This is a genomic window from Streptodolium elevatio, assembly GCF_053592165.1.
The window spans coordinates 157,181-176,340 of record NZ_JBSFVE010000003.1; the positions used below are offsets into that span (position 1 = coordinate 157,181).

General features: G+C 71.5%; 16 protein-coding genes. 4 read left to right on the top strand and 12 right to left on the bottom strand.

Annotated features, from left to right (window positions below):
• Positions 1-32: 32 nt before the first annotated feature.
• On the bottom strand, positions 33-938 hold the full coding sequence (locus ACWD12_RS08275) for an SDR family oxidoreductase (RefSeq protein ID WP_358361494.1): 906 nt from the start codon (positions 936-938) through the stop codon (positions 33-35).
• Between the two features lie 173 nt (positions 939-1,111).
• A complete protein-coding gene (locus ACWD12_RS08280) occupies positions 1,112-2,353 on the bottom strand; it encodes an amidohydrolase family protein (protein ID WP_358361492.1) in 1,242 nt (413 codons plus the stop codon).
• Between the two features lie 120 nt (positions 2,354-2,473).
• On the opposite strand from ACWD12_RS08280, the gene ACWD12_RS08285 reads away from it, so the two are divergent.
• Complete coding sequence (locus ACWD12_RS08285) at positions 2,474-3,091, top strand: isochorismatase family protein (RefSeq protein ID WP_450098869.1); 618 nt, start codon at positions 2,474-2,476, stop codon at positions 3,089-3,091.
• 210 nt (positions 3,092-3,301) lie between these two features.
• Here the strand turns inward: ACWD12_RS08285 and ACWD12_RS08290 are convergent, their stop codons facing one another.
• Entirely contained in the window at positions 3,302-4,864 is a 1,563-nt protein-coding gene (locus ACWD12_RS08290; protein WP_358361486.1) for a class I adenylate-forming enzyme family protein, read from the bottom strand.
• 186 nt (positions 4,865-5,050) lie between these two features.
• Here ACWD12_RS08290 and ACWD12_RS08295 point away from each other — a divergent pair, with 186 nt between their 5' ends.
• Positions 5,051-5,485: a Rieske (2Fe-2S) protein gene (locus ACWD12_RS08295; protein WP_358361484.1), complete on the top strand. Its 435-nt coding sequence runs from the start codon at positions 5,051-5,053 to the stop codon at positions 5,483-5,485.
• 42 nt (positions 5,486-5,527) lie between these two features.
• Here ACWD12_RS08295 and ACWD12_RS08300 read toward each other — a convergent pair whose 3' ends face one another.
• Positions 5,528-6,754 (bottom strand): DUF4328 domain-containing protein, encoded by a 1,227-nt coding sequence (locus tag ACWD12_RS08300; RefSeq protein ID WP_450098870.1) that lies wholly within the window; start codon positions 6,752-6,754, stop codon positions 5,528-5,530.
• A gap of 120 nt (positions 6,755-6,874) precedes the next feature.
• Entirely contained in the window at positions 6,875-7,780 is a 906-nt protein-coding gene (locus ACWD12_RS08305; RefSeq protein WP_450098871.1) for a DUF4328 domain-containing protein, read from the bottom strand.
• A gap of 193 nt (positions 7,781-7,973) precedes the next feature.
• Here ACWD12_RS08305 and ACWD12_RS08310 point away from each other — a divergent pair, with 193 nt between their 5' ends.
• Positions 7,974-9,311 (top strand): DUF2786 domain-containing protein, encoded by a 1,338-nt coding sequence (locus ACWD12_RS08310; protein WP_450098872.1) that lies wholly within the window; start codon positions 7,974-7,976, stop codon positions 9,309-9,311.
• Between the two features lie 52 nt (positions 9,312-9,363).
• Here ACWD12_RS08310 and ACWD12_RS08315 read toward each other — a convergent pair whose 3' ends face one another.
• From ACWD12_RS08315 to ACWD12_RS08345, 7 genes are all read right to left on the bottom strand, one after another.
• Positions 9,364-10,857 carry a hypothetical protein gene (locus ACWD12_RS08315; RefSeq protein WP_450098873.1) on the bottom strand — a complete coding sequence of 498 codons (1,494 nt, stop codon included), beginning with the start codon at positions 10,855-10,857 and terminating at the stop codon, positions 9,364-9,366.
• Positions 10,858-11,187: 330 nt separating this feature from the next.
• Positions 11,188-12,186, bottom strand: a complete 999-nt coding sequence (gene hemB, locus ACWD12_RS08320; protein ID WP_435839166.1) for a porphobilinogen synthase — start codon at positions 12,184-12,186, stop codon at positions 11,188-11,190.
• A 3-nt stretch (positions 12,187-12,189) separates the two neighbouring features.
• A complete protein-coding gene (locus tag ACWD12_RS08325) occupies positions 12,190-13,797 on the bottom strand; it encodes a bifunctional uroporphyrinogen-III C-methyltransferase/uroporphyrinogen-III synthase (RefSeq protein ID WP_358361473.1) in 1,608 nt (535 codons plus the stop codon).
• Complete coding sequence (gene hemC / locus ACWD12_RS08330; RefSeq protein WP_450098874.1) at positions 13,794-14,741, bottom strand: hydroxymethylbilane synthase; 948 nt, start codon at positions 14,739-14,741, stop codon at positions 13,794-13,796. The genes ACWD12_RS08325 and hemC overlap by 4 nt, the downstream gene beginning before the upstream one ends.
• Positions 14,742-14,805: 64 nt before the next feature.
• On the bottom strand, positions 14,806-16,194 hold the full coding sequence (locus tag ACWD12_RS08335; protein WP_450098875.1) for a glutamyl-tRNA reductase: 1,389 nt from the start codon (positions 16,192-16,194) through the stop codon (positions 14,806-14,808).
• Positions 16,195-16,308: 114 nt separating this feature from the next.
• A complete protein-coding gene (locus tag ACWD12_RS08340; protein WP_450098876.1) occupies positions 16,309-17,070 on the bottom strand; it encodes a redox-sensing transcriptional repressor Rex in 762 nt (253 codons plus the stop codon).
• Positions 17,071-17,231: 161 nt separating this feature from the next.
• Positions 17,232-17,504 (bottom strand): glutaredoxin family protein, encoded by a 273-nt coding sequence (locus ACWD12_RS08345; protein ID WP_358361464.1) that lies wholly within the window; start codon positions 17,502-17,504, stop codon positions 17,232-17,234.
• Between the two features lie 167 nt (positions 17,505-17,671).
• On the opposite strand from ACWD12_RS08345, the gene ACWD12_RS08350 reads away from it, so the two are divergent.
• Positions 17,672-18,694: an HAD family hydrolase gene (locus tag ACWD12_RS08350; protein ID WP_358361462.1), complete on the top strand. Its 1,023-nt coding sequence runs from the start codon at positions 17,672-17,674 to the stop codon at positions 18,692-18,694.
• Positions 18,695-19,160: the final 466 nt, after the last annotated feature.

The following is a 19,160-nucleotide window of genomic DNA, read 5'->3' on the forward strand; positions in this document are numbered from 1 at the left end:
GCCCCTTCTCGACAGCTCGACTGCGGCGGCGCTCAGGCGCCGTAGACCGGCGTGGGGGTCGGGGCCTCGTCGATCAGCTTCGCGACGACGGGGCCGAGCTCCCCCGGGTTCCAGCGGCGCCCGGCCTTGGCCTCGGGGCCGTGCTGCCAGCCGACCGCGACCGAGACCTTGTCGCCCTCGACCTCGAAGACCCGGCCGTTGACGTCCTTGGACTCGGCGGAGCCGAGCCAGACGACCAGCGGCGAGACGTTCGCGGGGTCATAGAAGTCGAACGAGCCGTCGGTCGGGGCGGCGACCATGTCGGGCATGGCCTCCTCCGTCATGCGGGTGCGGGCGGCGGGGGCGATCGCGTTGACCGTGACGCCGTAGCGGCCGAACTCGACGGCGGCGATCTGCGTCAGGGTGAGGATGCCGCCCTTGGCGGCGGCGTAGTTGCCCTGGCCGACCGAGCCCATGAGGCCCGCGCCCGAGCTGGTGTTGATGATGCGGCCGTCGACCGGGTTGCCGGCCTTGGCCTCCGCGCGCCAGTACGCGGCGGCGTGCCGCATGGTCGCGAAGTGGCCCTTGAGGTGGACCCGGACGACCGCGTCCCACTCGTCCTCGCCGAGCGAGACGAGCATGCGGTCGCGCAGGAAGCCCGCGTTATTGACCAGCACGTCGAGGCGGCCGAAGGTGTCGATCGCGGTCTGTACCAGGCGCGCGGCGCCCTCCCAGTCGGCGACGTCGTCGGCGTTGATCACGGCCTTGCCGCCCATCGCCTCGATCTCGTCGACGACCTGCTGGGCCGGGCCGGGCGAGCGGCCGTCGCCCTGCCGCGACGCGCCGATGTCGTTGACGACGACGTGCGCGCCCTCGCGGGCGAACGCCAGTGCGTGCTCGCGTCCGATGCCGCCCCCCGCACCGGTGACGATGACAACGCGTCCCTCGCAGATACCCACGCCTCTACCCCTTTTGAAGTACCCCTGGTCCGGTTTCGCCCTGGAGTCTAGATCTGACGGCCAATCAAATGACGACTAGTCAAATACCCGGAGACGGCCCACCGGACGCTTCGCTTCCGCGTCGTGGTGGGCCGCCCGAGAATGCGGGGCCGTCGACGACGGCCCCACCGGACCTACTTGTCGTGGTCCAGGTTGAGCATGCGGATCGCGTTGCCGCGGATGATCTTGTAGACCGTGCCCGCGTCGAGCCCCGCGAGGTGCTCCTCGGCGACCTTCTTGGTGTGCGGCCAGGTCGAGTCGACGTGCGGGTAGTCGGTCTCGAACGTCACGTTGTCCACGCCGATGACATCGAGCGAGTTGACCCCGTGCTGGTCGCGGAAGAAGCAGGCGAACATGTTCTGGTGGAAGTAGAACGACGGGCGCTCGGGCAGGCCGTCGCCGACGCCGGCCCACGCGCGGTGCTCCTCCCACACGTCGTCCATGCGCTCCAGCGCGTACGGGATCCAGCCCATCTGGCCCTCGGAGTACGCCAGCTTGAGGCGCGGGTAGCGGGCGGGGATGCCGGCGAAGATGAAGTCCGCCATCGACGCCATCGCGTTGTTGAAGCTGAGGCTGGCCTGCACGGCGGCGGGCGCGTCCGGGGACGCGGCCGGCATCGTCGAGGACGACCCGATGTGCATGTTGATGGTGACCTCGCGCTCCTCGCAGATGCGGAAGAACGGGTCCCAGTAGCCGGTGTGGATGCTCGGCAGGCCCAGGAACGCCGGGATCTCCGAGAAGCACACCGCGTGCACGCCGCGGTCGGCGTTGCGGATGATCTCCGCGACGGCGAGGTCGACGTCCCACAGCGGGATGATGATCAGCGGGATCAGGCGGCCGCCGGAGTCACCGCACCACTCCTCGACCATCCAGTCGTTGTACGCCCGGACACACGCGAGCGCGACCTCCTTGTCCTTCGCCTCGGAGAAGGTCTGGCCGCAGAAGCGCGGGAAGGTCGGGAAACACAGGGAGGCCTCGACATGGTTGAGGTCCATGTCCTTGAGGCGCTCCTTGGGGTCGTACAGACCCGGGCGCATCTCCTCGCGCGTGATGCCCTCAAGGGTCATCTGGTCGCGGCTGAAGCCGACGGCCGCGATGTTCCGCTTGTACGGGAAGCGCAGGTCCTCGTAGAACCACCAGTCCGCGAGCGGGCCGTCGGGGTCGGTCGTGATCTTGTAGCTGGCACCGGTGTACTCGAGCTGCCCGATACCCGTCTGGACGTGCTTGGGACCCCGGTCTTGGTACTTGGCCGGCAGCCAACGCTCGAACAGGTGCGCCGGTTCGATGACGTGGTCATCGACACTGATGATCTTCGGGAGTTCCCCGAAGCTGTTGCCGGACTCGGTGGCGTCCTGCTCGGGCAGGTTGGCGCTCATCGGCCCCTCCTACGGACTGAATCTGATGGACCGCTACGGACTGAATCTGATGGACCGTCAGATTTAGCGTAATCTCTCCCCGCAGGCAACAGCAAGCCGATGGTCAGTCAGGAGACTCACATGGCACTTGATCCGGGCACGTTGCTCGCCCCGGGCACGACCGCGCTGGTCACCCAGGAATGCCAGAACGGGGTGATCGGAAAGAACGCCGTCTTCCCGGCGCTGGCGGAGCAGACCCAGGGTCTGATTCCGGCCATCGACCAACTGTGCCGTGCGGCCCGGTCGGCGGGCGTCCCGGTGCTGCACTGCCTCGCGCTGCGCCGCGAGGACGGGCAGGGCGCGAACCGGAACGCGCGCATGTTCGGCGCCGCGGCCAAGGCATCCGTGCAGCTCACGCCCGGATCGGCGGCCGCGGAGGTCGCGGACGGTATCGAAGTGGCGCCTTCCGACCTGGTTCTGACGAGGTATCACGGACTGGGGCCAATGGCCGATACCGGTCTTGCGTCGGTGCTGCGGAACCTCGGCGTGACCACCGTCGTGGGGGTCGGCGTGTCGCTCAACGTGGGCATGGTCAACTTCGCGATGGACGCGGTGAACGCCGGATTCCAGTTCGTGGTCCCGCGCGACGCGGTGGCGGGATTCCCTCCCGAATACGCCGAAGCGGTGCTCGCCAACACGCTGAGCGCTGTGGCGACCATCACGACGATGGAGGCCGTGGCCACCGCCTGGCGCACCTGATGAGCCGGACATAAGGGACGATCTTCCGTCCACCGGCCCGAACATCGACGAGGGGCGCCGCGCTCGCGCGCGGCGCCCCTCGTCGCGTTTCGTCGCGTTTCGTCGCCTCTCGGCGCCTCCCGTTGCGTCCCGTTGCGTCCCGTTGCGTCCCGTCGTGTCCGGTCGCGGCAACTCGCGTGAACTCGCGTCCTCGGCCGCAGACGTCGGCAACTACCTCTGCGGCGCCCAGGGCTTGGCGTTGTACTCGTCGCGGATCTTGAACTTCAGCACCTTGCGCAGCGTCTCGTTGCGCGGCAGCGAGTCCACGATCTCCAACTGCTCCGGGACCTTCATCACCATCAGGCCCGCGTCCTTCAGGTACTGCACCATCTCCGCGAACTCCAGGTCCGGTTCGCCCGGCTGACGCTCGACCACCGCGCACACGCGCTCGCCGCGCTCGCGGTCGTTCAGCCCCACGACCGCGACGTCCGCGACCTTCGGGTGCGCGAAGAGCAGGTCCTCGATCTCCCGCGCGGAGATGTTCTCGCCCTTGCGGATGATGACATCCTTGAGCCGCCCGGTGAGCGACAGGTGGCCGTCGGCACGCAGCTTGCCCAGGTCACCCGTGTGGTAGAAGCCGTCCGCGTCGAACGCGTCCTTCGTGAGCTCCGGGTCGGTGTAGCCCTTGAACACCATCGGGCCGCGCAGCCGGACCTCGCCCTCCTCGTCGGGGCCGGCGAGCGTGCCGTCGGCGCGGACGATGCGGACCTCGATGCCGAAGACCGGCTTGCCCTCGCTGTACGTGAGCTGGTCCTCGGAGTCGTTCGGGCCGCCCTGCGCGATCATCGGGCACTCGGTCATGCCGTACCCGTGGCACAGCACCGCCTGCATCTCGTCGACGACCTCGCGGAACAGCTCCGGCGGCTTGGGCGCGCCGCCGCCCGAGACGATGCGCAGCGTCGGGATGATCTTGACGCCCGGCTGCTTGCGCTGCTCGTTGAGGAACGCGACGTAGAACGCGGTGGAGCCGCCGACCATGGTGACGCCGAGGCGCGCGTACACCGGGATGACCCCGGCCGGGTCGAACGTCTCAATGATGACCGCCGGAAAGCCGGTGATCAGCAGCGTGTTGACGTAGTCGGGGCCGGCGATGTGCGCGTACGGGAACGCGATCGAGCCGACGTCGGTCTCCGACATGTCGAGCGCCTTGGCCAGCCCGATGCCGCCCGCGATGAGCGTGCCGTCGGTGTGCTGCACGCCCTTCGGGTCGGACGTCGTGCCGGACGTGTAGTACAGCCAGCGCACCCCGTCGCCGTCGGCCGGGGCCGGCGGGAGCGTGGCCGGGTCGCCCTCGGGGAGGTTGTCGTACGCGGTCAACACGGTGAGGCCGCCCGGCACTTCCTTGGCCAGCGCCTCGCCCATCGCGACGAAGTCGAAGCCCTTCCAGGTGCCCGGGGTGATGTAGTACTCGGCGTCGGTCTGCCGGAGGCAGAAGCCGACCTCCTTCTCCCGGTAGAAGGGGATGATCGGGTTTTGCACGGCACCGAGGCGCGCGAGCGCGGTGGCCGCGACGATCGACTCGATGCGGGTCGGCAGCTGCCAGGTCACACGCGTGCCGGCGGTGATCCCCAGAGCGTGGTAGCCGGCCGCGACCCGCTCCGCCCACGCCTTGAACTCGCCGAAGGTGACCTTGCGGTCCTCCGGGTCGAGCAGCATCGGGGTGTCCGGCGACGCCGCGGCACGGCGCTCGACCAGCTCCCAGAGCGTCCTGGCGTCGTAGATCGGATCAGACACGTGCCCTCCACGTGAGATGGTTCGCCAACCCGGCCGCTGTTTTCCGCGCCTGCACGACGGGCACAACATGCCGACCTGACGGTACGTCAGAAGAGGTCCGCGCCGGAAGGGTGGGCGAGGTCACGCGGGTGAATTCGATCACCGATCGCCTGTCATTCCCGATGAGGTATGCCTACCCTGCCCGGTATGAAGGTGCCGTTCCGCCGGGACCGCTCCGGCACCACGCACGCGGCGGCCGCACCCGCCGCGGTCCCCGACGGGGCCGTACGCGTGGGGCCGCTCTCCGACGTGCCGGAGGGCGCCGCACGGCGCGTGCACGACCGGCCGCCGATCGCGGTGCTGCGGCACGGGGGCACCGTGCACGCGTTTGAGGACCGCTGCCCGCACGCGGGCGCCCTGCTGTCCCGCGGCAAGGTCTCCGGCGACTCGGTGACGTGCCCGTCGCACCGGACCGTCTTCCGGGTCGACACGGGCAAGTCGTCGGGCGAGTTCTCCTGCCGCGCGCTGCGGACGTACCCGGTGGTGACGGTCGACGGGACCGTGTACGTCGACACCGCCGCACGCTCGCCGCGCGACGCCCGGCGCGGCAAGTGCGGGGACGGTACGGCGGCCGACGTCTGAGCAGTTGGACATCGGCGGCGGCCTGCTGTCGGCGAACGGTCGTCAGGACTGCGGCTCGGACTCCAAAGGCTGCGAGGGCTGCGAGGGCTGCGAGTTCGACGTCTCGGACGGTGCGGGCTGCGAGGGCTGCCCGGGCTGCGCCGAAGGCTCGGAGCCCGGCGGCAGCGGGGCCCGCGGCGGCGCCGGGACCGGGAAACCGCCGGACGTCGGCGGCGCACCCCACATCGCCTGCGGGCCGCTCATCGCCCACAGTTGCGCGGTGCGCTCGTTCTGGAGTGCGGTGATCCGCCGCACCAGCAGGATCGCGAAGACCCCGGCGATCACAAAGAGCACGCCCGTGAGCGCGCCGAGGCGGTCCGACGCGATGACGTCGTCGAGCGTCCCGGTGTCGTCCGGGCTGTACCCGTCCGGGGCTCGAGCCGTGCCGACCCGGTTGATCACGGTGGCCACCGAGAACGCCACCCACCAACTGGCGATCAGCGTGACGCGGCCCAACGGGTTGCCGATGTCGGCGGCGCCCTTGGACGTGTCGCTGCCCTTCCACAGATCACTGGCGATCCGCGCCGGGAACCACATGTTGACCACCGGGCAGATCCATCCGCCGATCGCCCACCCGCAGCCGAGCCGCGGCCGGTGCAGGCCGAACATCTCGACGTTCTTCCGGGCTCGGAAGAACCAGACGACGAACACCACGGCCGTGGCGATGAACACGATCATGTCGAGCCCAGAGGCGACGAGGACGAAGTCGTCCGCCGACGCCAAGTCGTCCGGGCTCACGCCGCCCAGTTCACCGCTGAACGGGTCGACGTCGAACGGATCGGCGTCGCGCAGGTCCCCGACCAGCGACGCCCGACGGAAACTCGCCACGGCGACGGCCACCGAGACCGCCATAGAGGCCGCGAGCAGTGCGTACAACGCGATCGCCAGGCCGCCGACGGACTTGAGCTGCCACAGCTGCCAGCCCTGGGCGGCCGGGGTCGGCGCGGTGGTGTCCCAGGCCGCGCGGGCCGCTTTGGCGGACTCAAGTCTGCCGACCGTGTCCGCCGTCGACCGCCACGAGTCGTCACCGCGGTCCTCCGCGAAGCTCCAAGCGGCTTCGTCGCGGTCGTCCGGGCGGTCGTCCGGGCGGTCGCCTCGGTGGTCGTCGGCGCGGTCGTCGGCACCCCCGCCGGGCCGGCACGGGTCGGCGCCCGGACCGGCCGCGGGTCTCCCGCAGTTCGTGCAACGCGTGGAAAGCGTCGAGGTCGCACCGCAATCCGGGCACAACAAAGGAACCCCCCGAAATGGTCGTGAATCCGGCGCGCGGGACGGCGCAACCGATTGACGTAGCGCGCATCATGCCGCGTCGGGGCAACAAGGTCACGCGTGATTTCCGGCCCCGCAATGGGCTCAGTCCCGCGGCGCCCCGGCCCACGGAGACCTCGGGAGGGGCGCGATAGAGGCCGCGGCGGTCGTACGCCATCGCGGCGGCGATCCGTGCGTCGCCCACAACTGCCGGGTCCGCTCCGTCTGGAGCGCGGTGACGCGGTGCACCAGGGGAATCGCGAACGCGCCGGCGACCACCATGAGCAGCCCCGACGCCGCCGCGATCCGGCTCCACAGCAGGAACCCGTCGATGCCGTCGTCGAACGGGAGGATGTGGAACCGGTCGGCGACCGCCCCGAACCCCGCGACGAGCCGATCCACGGACACGGCGAGGACGAACGGAACCCACCAACAGGTGATCAGGACCGTGCGTCCGACCGGACCGCTGGTCTGCCGGGCGCCCCGCGACCCGTCGCTCCCCGTCCAGATGTCGTGCGCGATACGCGCCGGGAACCACAGGTTCACCACCGGGCAGAACCATCCGCCGACCGACCAGCCCGGGCCCAGCCGCGGGCGGTCCGGTCCCATCCACATCACGTTCCGCCGGGCCCGGTGGAACCAGGCGATGAAGACGGCCCCCGTCACCGCCAGCGCGACCGTGGAGACCGTCGTGCTCACGACGACGAAGTCGTCCGCCGCGGCAATCGCCTTCAGGTCGCCGAACGACCTGGCCTTCGGGTCGCCGTGGAAGAAATCGTCCACGCGCTCGGCCCGGTGGAGGTACGCCGCGGCGGAGACGGCGAAGGCGATCACGGTGGCGCCGAGCAGGACGTACAGCACGACCGCCAGGCGGACGAGCGGCTTGATCCGCCACAACTGCCAGCCGTCGGAGGTCGGCGGCCGCGGGTCGACCGGGCCGGGCAGCGGCGCTCCGCAGTCGGTGCAGCGGGTCGCGAATGCGGACTCGGCGCCGCAGTCAGGGCACAGCAAGAGGGACCCCCGGTGAGGCCGTGGTGCCGGCCTGCGACGGAACGCGGCCGGGGCGGATGGCGTAGCGGGCATCATGCCGTGCCGGACGATCAAGGTCACCCGCCTTGTCCGGGAACCGCACCAGCCGGCCGCGCACGCGGGGTGCGCCGACTCGGCGGACCGCGGTTGCCGCCGCGTACCGGACAATGGACGGATGCCCTCCGCACTCCTGGACGAGATCCTGCACGGCCTCATCGGCGCGCCCGACGAGGACGCCGTGCAGTTCGCGGTCGACTCCGGGGCGTCGCGGCTGGCCGAGTCGGCCGCGCGGTGGCCGGACATGAGCAGGGCGTACCTCGCCCTCGCGGAACGCGTCGCGGCCGGCTGCTGGGCCCGCGGATGGCAGCCCGCCGACGTCGTACGCATGGTGGACCGCGCCTTCGCCGACGAGCGCCCGGCCGACCGGCACGTCCGCATCGCCGTCGACGTCGTCGCCGCGGCGCAGCGCCGCGAGTCCGCGGCCGCGGGCGGACCCCGGTGGCAGCGGCAGATACGCGAGCTGGACGCGGACGTGTGGTGGGACGGCGACGACGCGTACCTGCCCGGACTGGCCGCACGGATGAACGTGACCCGCTTCACCTGTGCCGGCTACGTGCTCGAAGTCCTGCGGGTGCTCGCCCGTCTCCCGGGCATCGTGCCGCTGCACGCCGAGGCCGCCGAACCGGGGCCGCGGCACAGCGCCGATCCGGCCGCCGCGAACGGCCGCGGCACCGGCGCCGAGCCGCCGCGCATGCTCGGACGCATCCGCGCGCTGCTCGCCAAGGCGGAGTCGACCGAGTTCCCCGAGGAGGCCGAGGCGCTGTCCGCCAAGGCCCAGGAACTCATGGCCCGGCACAGCATCGACGAGGCGCTGCTCGCGGCCGGCCCGGGTGCGGCACCCGGCGTACGGCCCACCGCCGTCCGGGTCGGCGTGGACGCGCCCTACGACGAGGCCAAGGCGATGCTGCTGGACGCGGTCGCCGAGGCGAACCGCTGCCGTACGGTCTGGTCCCCCGACTTCGGCTTCTCCACGGTCATCGGCTTCGACACCGACGTCGACGCGGTCGAACTCCTCTACACGTCGCTGCTCGTGCAGGCCACCGCGGCGATGACGCGCGCCGGAGGCCGCTCGCGCGGCGGGCGCAACCGGTCGGGTTCACGCGACTTCCGGCAGTCGTTCCTCATTGCGTACGCGGGCCGCATCGGCGAACGCCTCTCGGCGGCCGCACTGCGGGCCGAACGCGAAGCCGCCCGTGAGGCGGCGGCCGAAGCGGCGGCGGAAGCAGGGGCGGGGCGGGTCGACGCCGACGGCGCGGCAAGCCCGGCCGGCTCCGACGACGCGCTCCTGCCGGTGCTCGCCGCTCGGGACGTCGCCGTACGCGAGGCCGCCGAGGAGATGTTCCCGAACCTGACGACGCACCGGGTCCGGATCCGCGACGAGGAAGGCTGGATCCACGGCAAGGCGGCCGCGGACCGGGCGCGGTTGCAGCCCCGCCCGATCGGCAACGCCTGACGTACCGCGGTCGGCGGCGACACTCGGCTCGCCGCCGGTTGTCACGCCGCCGTCACGCCCGGCGGACCGAGCGCCGGGACCGGTCGGCCGCGGCGGCGATCGGGGACATGGTCCGGGCAATCGTGTCGATCATGTCCCGGAGGTCCGTGTTCACCGATGCCGAGTCCGGGACGGACAAACGCGATCCGGCGGTCTCGGGCGCATGCACCTCGGCGGTCGGCCTCGGCGGTCCGGACGGCGCCGCCGCTTCGGCGGGTGCCGGAACTCCCTTCGCGGGCAGTGGTGTTCGATCCTTCTCCGGCGGCGTCGGAGCGGACGCGGGCGGCGCCGACGGGAAGGGATCGACCAACCGGGGCGCGGCCGGGGTCCCGACGGCGGGGATGCGGACGGACGGAGCGTCGACGACGGCCGGGTCGACGGCAGCCGGGCCGACGGCAGCGGTGTCGACGGCAGCCGGGCCGCCTGCGGGAAGGTCGGCAGCGGGTACGTCGCCAACGGGAACATCGCCGGCGAGAACGTCGACGGAAGCAGCACGCGGGGCCGGGAGGGGCAGCGGCGTCTCGGCTTCGGCGCGTTCGTCGACGGGAGCGGCGGGGGCGGCGGGGGCGGCGGGGGCGGCGGAAGTGGCGGTGACGGTAGCGGGGGCAGGTGCCGCGGGGGCAGCGGGGGCGAACAGAGCCAGTGCCCGCGCCACGGCCTCCCAGTAGATCGACGCCGCGACGGGCATGAGACCCGAGACCACGCACGCGTGCAGGCGCAGGCACAGCCCCCGCGTCCAGTCCCAGAAGAGCGCCACGACCCCTGTGGCGGCGGCGGTCGCCGAGCACGGACCGGCCTGATCCGCCGGAACCGCTTGGTCCGCCGCAACCGGCAAGTGCGCGGGCTCCGTGGCACCCGTCGACGCGACGGAGATGTCCGCGGCCGCGGTGGCGTTCGTCAGCCACGGGTTCTCCGCGGTCGCCGCCGGGGCCTGCCCGTCGACCAGCGCCGCGCTCAACTTCCCTTGTTCATAAGGGCCTTCGATGGAACCCCAGGCGATGTCCCCTTCGGTGACCCGGGCATGCAGGGCCTCCAGGTGGTCACCCGGCGACTTTGGCACCGCACTCACGCCCACCGAGGACGGCAGCAACATGTCGAGTTGCCAGAGGAGTTCGCCGGACGGTTCGCGGCACAGCACCGCGCGCGTGGCAGTGGCCCACAACGCGTCCAGTTTTTCCAGGGGTTCGGCGACCCGGGTACGCCACACCGTGTCGGCCCCCAGGAGACCCGCCTCGGCCATCACCTCGTCGAGCCCGTCGTCGCCGACGACGTCCGACAGGTCGCCGAGCAGCCCGCGCAGGGCCTCGTCGATCGCCAGCTCGCGCACCATGCGGTGCAGGATCGTACGGGAGGCCCAGGCCTGCCCGTGGTCCGGGGGCCGGGGCAACTGCACGGGTACGTCCAGCAGTCCATCGCGCAGGCCGACCACCACGCCGTGCCCCGCGAGTTGGCAGAGCACGCGGCTGTAGGCCGCGCTCGCCCGCCACTCGGGCGGGGTGTCCCGCAATACCCGCCGCACTCCGCCGACTGCCGTGTGCAGGGCGTCTCTCAGGACCTGGGAGTCAAGGTCCGTCTGCTGCGCGCTCCACCGGAGGTTTCGCCTGTCCCGGAACCATGATCCTCGGATCCCGTCCGTCATGCGGTCGCCCGATCCTTCGTCGTCCTACAGGAGCGTTTCGCATGATAGGAAAACGACTGCACAGTGGGACACCCGCAACCTCATAGTCAAGGGTGTTCTTTACGTTCGGCGCATTGTCGCGCGGCACGGTTCGCCGTCCTAGGCGCGCGACGCGCGGCTCGAAGCAGCTTGTGACGCACGCCCGTGGCGGCTCGCGGGTCAGCGGAGCTTGCGCGCGACCTCGGCGGCCCAGTAGGTGAGGATGCTGGTCGCGCCCGCGCGGCGGATGCCGGTGAGGGTCTCCAGGATCACCCGGTCGCGGTCGATCCAGCCGTTGGCGGCGGCGGCCTCGACCATCGCGTACTCGCCGCTCACCTGGTACGCGGCGACCGGGACATGGACCTCGTCGGCGATGCGCCGCACGATGTCGAGGTATGACATCGCGGGCTTCACCATCACCATGTCGGCGCCCTCGGCGATGTCGAGCAGCACCTCGCGCAGGGACTCGTCGGCGTTGGCCGGGTCCTGCTGGTAGCTCATGCGGTCGCCCTGCAGCGTGGACTCGACGGCCTCGCGGAAGGGGCCGTAGAAGCCGCTCGCGTACTTGGCGCTGTACGCGAGGATCGACACGTCCGTGTGGCCGGCGGCGTCCAACGCCCGGCGTACGTGCGCGACCTGACCGTCCATCATGCCGCTCGGGCCGAGCATGTGGGCGCCCGCCTCGGCCTGCACGACGGCCATCTCGGCGTACCGGTCGAGGGTGGCGTCGTTGTCGACGGTGCCGTCCTCGCGCAGCACGCCGCAGTGGCCGTGGTCGGTGAACTCGTCGAGGCACAGGTCCGACATGATCACCGTGTCGTCGCCGACTTCGGCCGCGACGTCGCGCAAGGCGACCTGGAGGATCCCGTCCGGGTCGGTGCCGGCGCTGCCGCAGGCGTCCTTCGCCGACGGGATCCCGAACAGCATCAAGCCGCCCACACCGGCCGAGACGGCCTCGTGAGCGGCTTTGCGCAGCGTGTCGCGGGTGTGCTGGACGACGCCGGGCATCGAGGAGATCGGCACCGGCTCGGTGGCGCCCTCGCGTACGAAGAGCGGCAGGATCAGGTCGGCCGGGTGCAGCCGGGTCTCCGCGACCAGTCGGCGCACCGCCGGGGTCCGGCGCAGCCTCCTCGGTCGAACCAGAGGGAACCCGCCGGACCCTGACAGCGCGTCAGACATGGGTTACTTCGCCTTCCTCCGCGATCCGGGACGGCGCTCGCTGGGCTTCGTCACCGGTTCGCCTGCTTCGATGAGTGAGGCGCGGCGGGCCGCGCCGAATTCCGCGAGGGCCTCGGCGAGGGCGGCGACCGACGGCTCGGGGGCCATCACGTCGACCCGCAGGCCGTGCTCCTCCGCGGTCTTGGCGGTCGCCGAGCCGATGCACGCGATGACCGTCACCGCGTGCGGCTTGCCCGCGATGCCGACCAGGTTGCGGACCGTCGAGGACGACGTGAAGAGCACGGCGTCGAAGCCGCCGCCCTTGATCGCCTCGCGGGTGTCCGCGGGCGGGGGCGCCGCCCGGACGGTGCGGTAGGCCGTGACGTCGTCGACCTCCCAGCCGAGTTCCACCAGACCGGCCACCAGTGTCTCGGTGGCGATGTCGGCGCGCGGCAGGAAGACGCGGTCGATCGGGTCGAAGACCGGGTCGTACGGCGGCCAGTCCTCCAGGAGCCCGGCCGCGGACTGCTCGCCCGACGGCACCAGGTCCGGCTTGACGCCGAAGTCGATGAGCGCGCGGGCGGTCTGCTCGCCGACCGCGGCCACCTTGATGCCCGCGAAGGCGCGCGCGTCGAGCCCGTACTCCTCGAAGCGCTCGCGTACCGCCTTGACCGCGTTGGTCGAGGTGAACGCGACCCACTCGTAGCGACCGGTGACCAGGCCCTTGATGGCCCGCTCCATCTGCTGCGGGGTACGCGGCGGCTCGACCGCGATGGTCGGCACCTCGTGCGGCACCGCACCGTACGAGCGCAACTGCTCGGACAGCGAGGCCGACTGCTCCTTGGTGCGCGGCACCAGGACCCGCCAGCCGAAGAGCGGCTTGGTCTCGAACCAGGACAGGATGTCCCGCTGGCCCACGACCTCGCCGACGACTATGACGGCCGGGAGCGTGACGCGCGCGGCCTTGAGGTCGGCGGCGACCGCGGCCAGCGTCGAGCAGATGGTGCGCTGCTCGGTCGTCGTGCCCTGGGTCGTCACCGCCACCGGGGTGGCCGGCTTGCGTCCGCCCGCGACGAGCTCCTGCGCGATCTCGGCGATCTGGTCCACCGCGCCGCGCAGCACGAGCGTGCCGTCGGTCGCGCCGACGGTCGCCCAGTCCACGGACGGCTCCGCGGTGTCGAGCACGCGTACCCCGCCGCCCGCGCGGGGGCCGGTCAGCGGCACACCGGCGTACGCCGGGACCGCGGTCGACACCGGTACCCCGGGGACGACCTCGAACGGCACCTTCGCCTTGGCGACGGCGGTGATCTCGTCGACGACGCCGTGGTCCACGACCGGGTCGCCGTCCACGGTGCGCACCACGGCGCGGCCTGCACGGGCCGCCGTGACGATCAGCTTCGCCCGGCCGGCGGCCGCGAGCGGCTCACCGTCCTCGGCACCCGCGGGGTCGACGACCTCGACGTCGGCACGGCAGTGGAACAGCACCTGGGCACGCGTGGCCGCGTCGGCGACGACGACGTCGGCCTCGGCCAGCACCTCGACGGCGCGCAGGGTCAGGAGTCGGGGATCGCCGGGGCCCGCACCGACGAAGGTGACGGTTCCGCTTGGCTTCTTCTTCGCTCTGGGGCTCAAGGGACGCGCTCCCCCATAAGACCGGCGGCACCCCGGGCAAGCATCTCCTTGGCCAGCTCTCGGCCTAGAGACGCCGCCTCGTCCAGGGGTCCGGTGGCGGACAACCGTACGCTATGGGATCCGTCGCCGTTGGCGACGACCGCCCGCAGGTACAGCTCGGTGACCTCCTCGCCGTCGGACTCTCCCACGGACACGTCCGCGAGAGCGCCCACCGGAGCCGAGCAACCGGCCTCCAGTTCGGCGAGCAGCATGCGCTCGGCGAGCACGGCGGCCCGGGTGTCCGGGTCGTCGAGCACGGCGAGCAGTTCGACGAGTGCGGGGTCCGAAGACTTGCACTCGACGGCCAGAGCCCCCTGACCGGGGGCCGGCAGCATTTGGAGCGGGTCGAGAACCTCGGTGGCCTCGTCCGCACGGCCGAGGCGGGCCAGGCCCGCCTTGGCGAGGACGACCGCGTCGAGCTCACCGGAGGTGACGTACCCGATGCGGGTGTCGACGTTGCCGCGGATCGGCACGATCTCGTGGCCGAGGCCGAGCGCGAGCAACTGCGCGGCCCGGCGCGGCGATCCGGTGCCGATGCGCGAGCCGGCCGGCAGCTCGCCCAGCGTCAGCCCGTCGCGGGCCACGAGGGCATCGCGCGGGTCGTGGCGCGGCGGCACCGCGGCGAGCGCGAACTCGTCGGGCGTCGCGGTCGGCAGGTCCTTGAGCGAGTGGACCGCGAAGTCGATGCTCCCGTCCAGGAGCGCGTCGCGCAGCGCGGAGACGAAGACGCCCGTGCCGCCGATCTGCGCCAGGTGCTCGCGCGAGGTGTCGCCGTACGTGGTGATCTCCACCAGCTCGACCTGACGACCCGTCAACTTCGTGACCTGCTCGGCCACATGGCCGGACTGGGCCATGGCCAGCGCGCTGCGGCGGGTGCCAAGGCGCAGGGCGGTCTCCGTGCTCATGCCGCCACCTCGATTCGCACGGCGGCCGCATCCGCGAAACGCACCTTCTTGTCGATTCGCTCGCTCATGCCGCACCTGCCTCTCCTGCGGAGGCACCGGACGAGAGATCCGCGTCGAGTACCTGGGCGACGTCGATGTCGGCGTCCGCGCCGACATCGGCACGGCTGACCGCGGCCATCGGGCCGGGGCCGAGGTCGAACAGCGTGCGCAGCGCCTCGGCGTACGACGCGCCGCCCGGCTCGCCCGCGAGCTGCTTGACCCGCACCGTCGGCGCGTGCAGCAGCTTGTCCACGATGCGGCGGATGGTCAGTTCGACCTCGCCGCGCTCCTTCGCGCCCAGGTCGGGGGTACGCCCGGCCAGTCGCTCCAGCTCCCCGCGCACCACATCGGCGGCCATCGCGCGTAGAGCGACCACGGTCGGGGTCACCGCCTGCGCGCGCTGCGCGGCCGCGAACTCGGCCACCTCGTCGCCGACCAGGCGCCGCACGACGTCGACGTCGACGGTGCCGTGCGCGCCGGTGCCGACGTCCGCGAGGACTTCGAGGTCGATCAGGTGCACGCCGTCCATGTCGCGCACCCGCGCGTCGACGTCGCGCGGCAGCGCCAGGTCGATCAGCACGAGCGGACGGTCGACGCCGCGCTCGCGGCGGGCTTCGAGGACCGCCTCGATGTCGGCCGCGGTGACCACCAGGCCGGTCGCGCCGGTGCACGAGATCACCAGGTCGGCGGAGGTCAGCGCGTCCTGGAGGGCGGCCATCGGCACGGCCCGGCCGCCGACCTGGTCGGCCAGGTGCTCGGCGCGCTCGTACGTGCGGTTGGTGATGAGGATCGTGCCGGCGCCCTGGCGCTGCAGCGTGGTCGCGGCGAGCGCGCTCATCGAGCCGGCGCCGACCACGAGGGTGCGGGTGCCGCCGACGTGGCCGCCGACCAGCTCGGCCTGTTCGAGACCGACGGTCACCAGCGACTGGCCGGCACGGTCGATGTCGGTCTCGCTGTGCGCGCGCTTGCCGACCCGCAGCGCCTGCTGCACGAGGTCGTTGAGGACACGGCCCGCCGTGTCGTACTCCTGGGCGAGCGCGAGGGAGGTCTTGAGCTGGCCGAGGATCTGGCCCTCGCCGATCACCATCGAGTCGAGGCCGCACGCCACGGAGAACAGGTGGTGGACCGCCCGCTCCTCGTAGTGCACGTACAGGTGGGGGGTCAGCTCTTCGAGGGGTACGCCGGTGTGCCGGGCCAGCAGCCCGGACAGGTCGGAGACGCCGCCGTGGAAGCGGTCGACGTCGGCGTACAGCTCGACGCGGTTGCACGTCGACAGCAGGAACGCCTCGGCGACCGACTCCGCGGCGGCCATGTCCTGGAGCAGCTTGGCCTGGCCATCGCCGGCCACGGCGACGCGCTCCAACAGGCTGACCGGGGCCGTGCGATGGCTGAGCCCCACGACGAGGACGCTCATGCGGCCTCCTCGGTACGCGAGGGTGCCGCATTCGCGAAACGCATCCCTCTGCTGTTCCGCTCGCTGCGCTCGTTCATGTCGCCCCCTGGCAACAGACGTACGTGCTCCGGGCGTTCACGCCGGCATCACCTCGGGCAGGTCGCCGCCCACGTCGCCGGCCCGGGAGGCCGCGGCGCCGGGTGCGGCGGGGGGAAGGTTGGGGGCAGCGCCGTCGCTGGTGGACTTGCGCTGCTCGTGGAAGGCCAGGATCTGCAGCTCTATCGACAGATCGACCTTGCGCACATCGACGCCCTCTGGGACGGAGAGGACGGTCGGGGCGAAGTTCAGGATGCTCGTGATTCCGGCCGCCACGAGGCGGTCGCACACCCCCTGCGCGGCAGGCGCGGGAGTGGTGATGACCCCGATGGAGACGTGGTCGTCGCGCACGATCTGCTCGAGGTCGTCCATGTGCCGCACGACCATCCCGGCTATGCGCTGGCCCGCCACGGCGCGGTCGGCGTCCAGCAGCGCCGCGACCCGGAAGCCGCGCGACGCGAACCCGCCGTAGTTGGCGAGCGCGTGGCCCAGGTTTCCGATGCCGATGATCGCGACCGGCCAGTCCTGCGTCAGACCGAGTTCGCGGGAGATCTGGTAGACGAGGTACTCGACGTCGTAGCCGACGCCGCGCGTGCCGTACGACCCCAGGTACGACAGGTCCTTGCGCAGCTTCGCGGAGTTGACCCCGGCGGCGGCGGCGAGTTCCTCGGATGACACGGTGGGGACACCGCGATCCGAGAGCGCGCTCAGCGCCCGGAGGTACAGAGGAAGCCGCGCCACCGTCGCCTCGGGAATACCGCGTCCCCGGTGCGCCGGTCGCTCGGTACGGCCTGTAGCCACGGTGCTCCTGTGGGTGGGACCTGCGGTTTCGGAATGCCAGGTTAGGCTTTTGTGAACGTGTGCACAAAGCTGGTGTCCGTTTTGTGCACACGCCGTGACATGCATCACGCGACGGTTCCCGCGAAGTTCTGTGAAGTCGATCACAAGTGGTGACCCCGTGCTCACGCGAGGGCAGCACGCAGTCGCCGTTCGTCAACCCGCCAGAAATCGTGCTGGCGACCGTCGACGAACGTCACCGGGATCTGCTCGCGGTACTCCTCCTCCAACTTCGCGTCGGTCGTGATGTCCACCTCCTCGAAGGGCACGCCCAACTCGCCGGTGACACGCACGATCACCGCGCGCGCGTCGTCGCACAGGTGGCAGCCCGGGCGACTCAACATGGTCACCCGGCGCTCGGACGGTGTGGCGGCACCCCGCCGTCGGAAAAGACTCACTCTTCGATTGTCCTCCGTCCGGCCCACGCCTCCGTCGCTTGTTTGCCCATTGATCACGCGCACGTTGCGGACCGGGCACCTCCGGATCAGAAGCATTACGCGAGCTTGACGACAGACCGCCACGGCGCCGCCACACAGTCGCAACGCGAGGCCGTTACGCTCGCGATATGGCTCTGCTGCGACGGAGTGTCCGAAATGTTTCCCTGACGCGCGCCGTCACGGCGGGTGAGGCCGCGGCAGCGGCCGCCCATGCCTCGGCGCACCCCGACGCAGCCGCCCGCGACATAGCGGGACGCGCGGACCGCACGCTCAACGGCAGCGCGGACGGGGCTGCGGCGGGCCCGCCAGACCTCACAAGCGCGGACGCGACCGGCGTCGCGGACGGTGCCGCGGACACCGCCGGACCGGAGGAACCGCCCGTCCTCGGGGCGGCGTTCTTCGACCTCGACAACACCGTGATGCGCGGCGCGTCGATCTTCCACCTCGCCCGCGGCCTGTACGCGCGGCGGTTCTTCGACAAGCGCGACATCGCCCGCTTCGGCTGGCAGCAGGCCCGCTTCCGGCTCGGCGGCGAGCACATGGGCCACGTGGGCGACGCGCAGGAGACCGCGCTTTCGTTCGTCAAGGGCCACTCGATCGACGAAGTCACCGCCCTGGGCGAGGAGATCTTCGACGAGTACATGGCCGACAAGATCTGGCCGGGCACGCGCGCGCTCGCCCAGATGCACCTCGACGCCGACCGGCAGGTCTGGCTGGTCACCGCCGCACCGATCGAGATCGCCAGGACGATCGCCGGCCGCCTCGGCCTGACCGGCGCGCTCGGCACCGTCTCCGAGACGTGCGACGGGGTCTACACGGGGCGCCTGGTCGGCGAGTTGCTGCACGGCGAGGCGAAGGCCGAGGCGGTGCGCGGACTCGCCGCGCACGAGAACCTCGATCTCGCGGACTGCTCGGCGTACAGCGACTCGTCGAACGACATCCCGATGCTGTCGCTGGTCGGCGACCCCTGCGCGGTGAACCCGGACGCGAAGCTGCGGCGCCACGCCCGGGAACACGGCTGGCGCGTCAAGGACTACCGCACCGGACGCAAGGCCGCCAAGATCGGCATCCCCGCGGCGGCCGGCATCGGCGCGGTCGCCGGGGCGCTCGTGGCGGGAACGGCCGTACGCCGACGGGCCGCACTCGGCTGAACGGCACGGTGGCCGAACGACGCGGGCGGCCGAACGGCACGCGCCTGGCCGAATGACGCGCACGGCCGGTCGGCCGCACTCGGCAGGGTGACCTGTCCGGCCGACCGGGCCCCTTCGTGTGACCTCTCCCGTGCGTTCCGCTCCGCGGACCCGGACGCGCGGGGGCGTTCGCGCGCGTCCGCACGTGTCCACGCGTGCCACGCGATGTCCTGACACGCCCAACACGCGGAGATGTGCGGCTTATAGCACTCGGCGGTCACCGCGTCCCGGGAATGGCCCAAACAGCACACTTCGGCTGGCCATGCGGGTAGCTTCGCATCGCCGATGAGCACACTTGGTATCCCTTCCTTTACTAAGCGTTATTCTCGATCGGCGCACAGCAGTCCCCATTGTCCCTACGATGGGTGATCGTCCCCGCACAGTAAGTCATGACGCCGATGATGATGCCGACGCAACAGGGAGTCCC